The organism is Methylobacterium iners (genome assembly GCF_022179305.1).
Lineage (GTDB): Bacteria > Pseudomonadota > Alphaproteobacteria > Rhizobiales > Beijerinckiaceae > Methylobacterium > Methylobacterium iners.
The window spans coordinates 1-6,871 of record NZ_BPQP01000122.1 but is presented as its reverse complement, the minus strand read 5'-3'; the positions used below and the strand labels follow the sequence as shown (position 1 = coordinate 6,871).

Annotated in this window: 4 protein-coding genes and 2 pseudogenes; 3 read left to right on the top strand and 3 right to left on the bottom strand. The window is 53.3% G+C overall.

Annotated features, from left to right (window positions below; translation table 11 throughout):
• A partial coding sequence (locus MFF55_RS25605) for a hypothetical protein (RefSeq protein ID WP_238246922.1) occupies positions 1-1,086 on the bottom strand: 1,086 nt, incomplete at its 3' end.
• 406 nt (positions 1,087-1,492) lie between these two features.
• Positions 1,493-2,001, bottom strand: a pseudogene (locus MFF55_RS25600) (IS630 family transposase); the annotation flags it as partial.
• A gap of 57 nt (positions 2,002-2,058) precedes the next feature.
• On the opposite strand from MFF55_RS25600, the pseudogene MFF55_RS25595 reads away from it, so the two are divergent.
• The 3 genes and pseudogenes from MFF55_RS25595 to rfbC all read left to right on the top strand — a co-directional run.
• A pseudogene (locus MFF55_RS25595) lies at positions 2,059-2,485 on the top strand (transposase); the annotation flags it as partial.
• Positions 2,486-2,832: 347 nt separating this feature from the next.
• A complete protein-coding gene (locus MFF55_RS25590; protein WP_238246921.1) occupies positions 2,833-4,167 on the top strand; it encodes an NAD(P)H-dependent oxidoreductase in 1,335 nt (444 codons plus the stop codon).
• On the top strand, positions 4,164-4,742 hold the full coding sequence (gene rfbC / locus MFF55_RS25585; RefSeq protein ID WP_238246920.1) for a dTDP-4-dehydrorhamnose 3,5-epimerase: 579 nt from the start codon (positions 4,164-4,166) through the stop codon (positions 4,740-4,742). Before MFF55_RS25590 ends, rfbC begins: the two co-directional genes overlap by 4 nt.
• 416 nt (positions 4,743-5,158) lie before the next feature.
• On the opposite strand, the gene MFF55_RS25580 is transcribed toward rfbC, so the two are convergent.
• Entirely contained in the window at positions 5,159-6,190 is a 1,032-nt protein-coding gene (locus tag MFF55_RS25580) for a glycosyltransferase (protein WP_238246919.1), read from the bottom strand.
• Positions 6,191-6,871 lie beyond the last annotated feature (681 nt).

The window sequence follows — 6,871 nt, the reverse complement described above, 5'->3', positions numbered from 1 at the left end:
GATGCCACCCTCAAACCCACTGGCCAGCGTAAAGACCGGCGAGGCCGGCGGCGTCGTGTCGGGAGGCGCGGAGCCCAGTATAGGTGTGCCCTTAATGGTGGACCCATCGAACAGAACACTGAGCTGTGCACCGTCCTCCATGCTGACAGTGACGTCCTCTAACGTGAGGGTAGATTGGCTCTGATCCAGGTTGAAAACCACGGACCCGGTACTCGTACCCGTGAAAACCGAAGCACTCACCTTCACGGCCGCGTTGTCAGCAAGCCATATCTGCGCCTGGCTACCCGTGCCGCCCCTGTGGTGGGGATCCGTGCCGGTGGCGTTGGTCACGATCGTGTCGTCGTTCCAGAAGCGGAAGTTGCGATTGTTGCCCTCCGCCACTGCGCCATGCAGCACTGTGCTCGCCGACTTGATGTCGTAGCCTGCATCTGCGTTGCCGCGCGACACCGTGTGGTCAAAGCGAACGTTGTAGACGCCACCCTCCGTGGCAAACCCGTCGCCGTTCCAATAATTGGAGCCTGAGTAGACGTTGTTCTGCATAGTGACGTGACTCAGTAGGACGTCGTGGACTGTCCCATGCAGGTGCACACCCACGGCAAAGCCGCCATCGATCCCCCTGCTATCGCCGACCGTGTTCTGGATAACTACGTTGTGAGTGTCATATTGCAGACGCACCACACTCTTGGCGTAGCCGGAGACGGTGACATCATCAATGAGCAGACCGGAGATCGTAGCGCTCGTGTTGGTTCCCGAGGCATAATCCTCCAGAAAATGAGCGACGTTCTGAGCGGAGGAATGGGCAATGCGCAGGTTGGAGATATCTGCGCCCACCCGGATGGCGTTGTCGACGTTTCTGAAGGCAAGATTCTCGAAGCTGAGATTGTTGGCGCCATTCATCAGGCGGAAGGCGTCCTGTCCGTTGGCCGCCCCTGGAGCCCAAGTCTCGGCCCGGCTCCCAACGAACTGCGCGTCCATGGCGTTGCCGTAGCTGTCGACGCCCCTGATGCTGATCGGCGCGGACGCAGTGCCCCCTGAATTGATTATGATTGGCTTACTCAAGGCATAGCTACCCTGGTCGGCAAGCATCAGGATGTTTCCGCCAGGTCCGACCTTCTGAATCAGACTTAACATTTGACTCATTGTGGCGGAATTGGCAGCATTGGATCCGTCTCTAGTGCCACTACCAACTGGTGAAACGTATAGTGAATTCATCTGTCCTCACCCGACAAATAGTATCGATGAACCAACTCTGGCAGACAAAAGTTACCCGATTATTTACTTAATTGGAATGTTTGAATGTTGTTACGATAGTCTAAAACAAGGAACATATTTGACAAGATTTTCCGGCAAACTCGGTGGGAACCTCGACAGGATCGAAGGCGCGGCTTTGGCGGGAGAGAAGCCCAATGTTGTCAACGAAGTCTGCGGATCTGCGCGAGCGTGTCGTCGCCGTTTAGTGCGGAATCCGCTCACGTTGCGTCGTATCCGGCTGCCTGGCACCTGCCGCCTCGATCATCTCGCGGGTCCGTGGGCCCTTGTGACTGAACAGGTTGTCCATGATCACGACGTCACCGGGCCTGAGTTCGGGGACGAGCACCTTGGCGAGGTAGGTCTCGAAGGCGTGCCGGTTGATCGGGCCGTCGATCACGAAGGGGGCGATCAGGCCGCTTGTGCGCAGCCCAGCGACGAAGGTCGTGGTTTTCCAGTGACCGTGAGGCACGCCGACCCGCAACCGCCGGCCGCGCGGCGCCCGCCCGTAGCGTCGGGCCATGTTGGTCGAGGCCCAGGTCTCGTCGATGAACACCAGGCGCTCGGGGTCGAGATCGAGCTGATCCTCGAACCAAGCCTCCCGGCGGCTCAGCACGTCGGGCCGATCTTGCTCTGAGGCGTGCGCCGTCTTTATTTGCGCGTGAGCTTGTGGCAGCGGCAAAAGCGCCAGAGCGCCGCCAGGCTGATCTGAGCGCCCTGGCCCGCCAACTGCACCTTCAACTCGGGCAAGGTCATGCATTACAGTTGCGTTGTTCGTTTCTATCTAAGAGGTTTTGAATGGGAGGCGCGATGTCCTCAGCCACGCCCGTGTCCACGCTAGAGCTCTGGTACACGACGCAGTGGCAAGCCAAACAGCGCATCCGCCCGCTGTTTGCTGCCCCGAGTGTGGCCGCCTGCGCCGACGCCTTCCTGGACGGGCTGCTTGGGGCGAGCGCCGCAAGACCGGCTGGATGCGGGCCGAGGCTGCTGGGAGCCCGGGGTCAGCAGACCATTCTCGATCGCACGCAATGGGATGCGGAGGCTCTGCGGGATGTGGTGCGTGATTACGTCGTTGAGACGCTCGCCTCACCCGATGTGGCTCTGGTGATCGACGCGTCTGGTTTTCTCAAACAGGCCAAAGCCTCGTGTGGTGTCGGCCGGCAGTACACGGACTCGGCCGGCAATTTCACCAACTGCCAAATCGGGGTGTTCGCCGCCTTACGTTTCGGATCAGGGTTAGACCTTCATCGATCGCTGGCTGTACCTAGGATGGAAGGTGGGCCATTTCTTGACGCTGATCCTGATCCAAATTTGCATGTCAGTTGGCAACCATGGGGCCGGCGTGTGGAACTGGAAGACTTGATTAACGGCAAATTTTCAGGTGCAAACTTAAGCTGCTTGACTTGATTAACAGGCATGTCATTGTATTACTGGAATATTCATACCTCCTCTGGTCGAGCATGCTAAATTCGGAAGTTATCAACACCATAGCTTCTGCAAGAGCAGCGATTTTTGCATGGCAGGCAAATTCTTGAGCAGCATTCGGCCCTAGGTGTACCCTGAACAGTGTGGAGTTGAGAAAACATGATTATCGTTGACACCGCGCTCGCCCGACTGGAAACTGACGGCAATCCAATTCATGTCGCGCTCATAGGAGCTGGATTTCAAGGCAGAGGGATCGTCCGCCAAATCGTCCGTTCTACCAAGGGTATGCGCGTCGTTGGTGTGGCCAACCGCCATGTCAAACAGGCGCTGCGCGCCTTCACGGAACTGGGCATCGAGGCGGTGACAGTAGAAGGACGGACTGCCATTGAGGCTGCCATTGCGGTGGGCAGGCCCGTCGCCACGGAAGATGCGGTCGCGCTAGCCCAGGCTGACGGTGTAGACGTGGTAGTCGAAGTTACAGGCTCAATCGACTACGCCGCGCGTGTCATCCTGGCCGCGATCGAAGCTGGCAAACATGTGGTCCAGATGAATGCAGAGGTGGATGGCACAGTCGGGCCAATCCTGAAGGCCAAGGCAGATAAAGCAAACGTTGTTTATACCTTCGCCGACGGGGATCAACCAGGCGTACAGATGAACCTCTACCGCTTCGTTGCCGGCCTAGGCTTAAAGCCCGTCCTATGCGGCAACATCAAGGGACTGCACGATCCCTACCGCAATCCGACCACGCAACGGGCGTTCGCAGAAAAGTGGGGTCAAAAGGCTTCTATGGTTGCCTCATTCGCCGATGGCACGAAAATTTCCTATGAACAGGCAATCGTAGCCAATGGCACGGGCTTCGGCGTCGCGCGCAGGGGCATGCTCGGCCTGGACTTCTCCGGAGGCGATCCGACGGCACCCCTAGTACCGCTAGAGACGTCGGTTTTAGCCTTAACCGAAGCGCTGGATCAGAACCGCCTCGGCCTTGTCGACTACGTGGTTGGCGTCCGACCTGGACCTGGCGTTTTCGTGATCGGAATGCATGATGACCCTGTTCAGCAGCATTTCCTTGATTTATATAAACTAGGAAAAGGCCCCTACTACTGCTTTTCAACCCCTTATCACCTTTGCCATTTCGAAGTGCCAACATCAATCGCGCGCGCGGCTCTGTTCCGAGACGCGGTTCTTGCACCGGCTGGGTCGCCGCAGGTCGGCGTAATCTCCGTAGCCAAGAAAGATTTGGCGCCCGGCGAGATCATTAAGGAATTCGGAGGTTATGAGGCTTATGGGGTCGCCGAAAACTGCGAAGTCATCGACTGCGAGGATCTCTTGCCTCTAGGTTTGGCGCTGGGCGCGTCCTTGAAGCACTCTATCAATAAAGATCAGCCAATACGATTTTCTGATGTTGAGCTGCCGTCAGGGCGAATCGTGGATCAGTTGTATGCGGAACAACGCACACGCTTCTCAGCACATCCCAAGCCAGGATTTGTGACATGATATTTCATGAAACAAAACTACCAGATGCTTTGATGATCGAGATCGAGCCGCGAGGTGACGAGCGAGGCTGGTTCGGGCGCACATACTGCACGACGGAGTTCGAGGCGGCGGGCCTCGAAACCGTTTATGTCCAGCAAAATGCATCTGTTTCCGCTGAAAAGGGAACAATACGCGGCATGCACTTCCAACGGCCGCCATACGGTGAAGTGAAGCTGCTGCGTTGCCTACGCGGCGCGATCTTCGACGTCATCATTGATTTGCGCCGGACATCTCCGACTTTCCTGCGCTACCAAGGGTTTGAACTATCAGCCGAGAACCGCCGCATGCTTTATGTGCCCAAGGGCTTTGCCCACGGTTTCCAAACCGTCACGGAAGACGTGGAGGTCAGCTATCTTGTATCGGCGCCCTATTCGCCTCTCAGCGAAGGTGGCGTGCGCTTCAACGACCCGCTTTTCGGTATTAAGTGGCCCTTACCAGTGAGCGTCATTTCGGAGAAGGACGCGAACTGGCCTCTACTGAACATGGACACCCACCCGATGCTGTGCGACCTCGAAGATCAACAACAAAGATTGTGATACTTCTGGTTTACTTCAAGATTTCAAACCTCAAAACGGCACCACGTGATTAAAATGGGCCAACTCACAGTCCGGCCAAGGATGCGCTTTCAGGTATGCTCGAAGTAGACCTTTCTTTGGCGGCTTGAAATCAGTCAGGGTTGGCCCTTGCCACCACCAAAACGACGCAGCGGCAAGATTCTCTCATCGGGTGCCGACCCGTCATGTGTCTCCGGGGCGTCAGAAAGCGGGTTCAATTTCCCAACGCTTTGCAGCAAGAGGAATTCAGCACAAAACTATTCTCACCTAATCAAAATCGAATACGAGACGAATTATCTATCCATATTGGACAAATGCTTTAAATAAAACTTAGCAATTACTGGTAAAAGCAAAGAGATTCTACATTAGCAAATTACTGAGACTAAAACAACAGGAGCTTATCTAGACTGAATCTGAAGGAGAAATTTACTTACTAATCTTCCAATTTTTGGCCACTCGTGGTCTGTCAAATTCGGCTCGGCTTGATATGATTGCGTCCTTAACCAATCCATTGACTCTCTCAAAGTTTGAACTGTAAAGTCACCTTCATAAAGATACAACCAATTCTCACCGACTTGCTCCCTTAGTTCCAACAAGCTGCCGAGACGGGGCGCTATTACCGGGCGAAAACGGGATAATGCTAGGAGCGCTGTGCCACTATTTAATATATCCCGATATGGAAGAACCACTACATCAGCAGCATCGACAAAATTCTCTATTTCACTGCTGCTTAAATATTTCAAGACTATTTTCATGCGATTATTATTATCGCTAAGCTTTAAAAGTTCATCAGCCAGTTTTTCATCAGAGCAAGATCCAGCAATCACGATTTCCACATTTAGTGTTGGGTCGCTTGCAACCACACGTGCAAGCAAATCTGGACCCTTGTATCGGTCGATCTGACCGACAAATGCCAACTTAAAGGACTCTGCAGTTCTCATCTGGGGCAGCTTAGGAACTGTGATTTCGCAGGGACGGTAATGTCCATGAGCTATGACAATATTCTTCTTTTTTGCTAACCTTTGATGCTGCGAAAACAAGGCTTCACGCGAGCTTTCTGACAAAAAAATGCAACCGTCGACGAGGAGAAAAAAAACTTCACGAGCAAATATGAATGTTTGGCCGCTTCGATTATGTGGCTGCACATTATGCACGAGCCAAACTACGTGAGACCTATAGAATGTCTTGGCGACGAAAATTTCTGCAAGCAAAAGAAGTGCTCTGACAGCTCGCTTTATTCCAAGATAGTTGAAGAACTCATCCGGCCAATGAAATAGCAGCACACCTCCGCCGCGGGGTAATAAGCCAAAGGATCTTGGCATGCTCTCGACATGCAGACCAGCTGATATAAGAGAGTCGGCAAGTAGACCCGTATACGGATTTTTTGCTTTCCAAGCCGGACGTGAATAGACTGTAATTGACTTTCGCACGATGGACAGGTTCCATTATTTTGCGGTTTCGACTTGCGGAAAGAGCTGCTGGAAAAAATCAACGCAATAATAGTCTATTCGCAAACCTTTCTGCTTTTGATCTGAAATCGCCAAATCAACGCTGACTCTTTGTGACGCTTCATAGAAGAGCGAACTCTGAACTTTTTATGTTGTGGCAATGTCTGCTCATTTTTTACGTAAGACACTTTGGATCACAACGGCCTTCCGAGTTGATTAGTTTGCAAGCTTAATGTCAGCTGACACCTACTATCTCAGGGGTTGCCGTGATTTACATTGCATGCGGTTGATTGTAAATCAAAGCTTTGCGCTATTATCTGATTGAGTAGACGAAAGCGCTGTTGATACATCTGCGTTTGTCATGAAACAAAAAGGTGTGATCTTCACGTAGCTGCTCTGCGGATCCGCTGCTATGCTGTAGAATGGGCTTGTCATCCAACGCAAACTCTAATGTTAGAAGCGGAGAAATACTAGCACGCGCCTTCGGTTCGCTACACTGATCGGCGACCGATCAAGGTCTTGCACTCGCATCATTTACTTGACGCTTGACTGTTTCGCTAGCTCCGAGCCCACAGAGGTCTGGGTTTCGTTGCTTGTGTGCTTTGCTGAGCGTAATTTCTTTTTTTGCTGGAAGTGTGCACCTCAGGCGATGAGCCAGTTCGT

What these genes read in the sequence shown, in the direction of transcription:
- MFF55_RS25590 (WP_238246921.1), top strand. Translation starts at nt 2,833, where the DNA reads ATGATTATCGTTGACACCGCGCTCGCCCGACTGGAAACTGACGGCAAT.
- rfbC (WP_238246920.1), top strand. Translation starts at nt 4,164, where the DNA reads ATGATATTTCATGAAACAAAACTACCAGATGCTTTGATGATCGAGATC.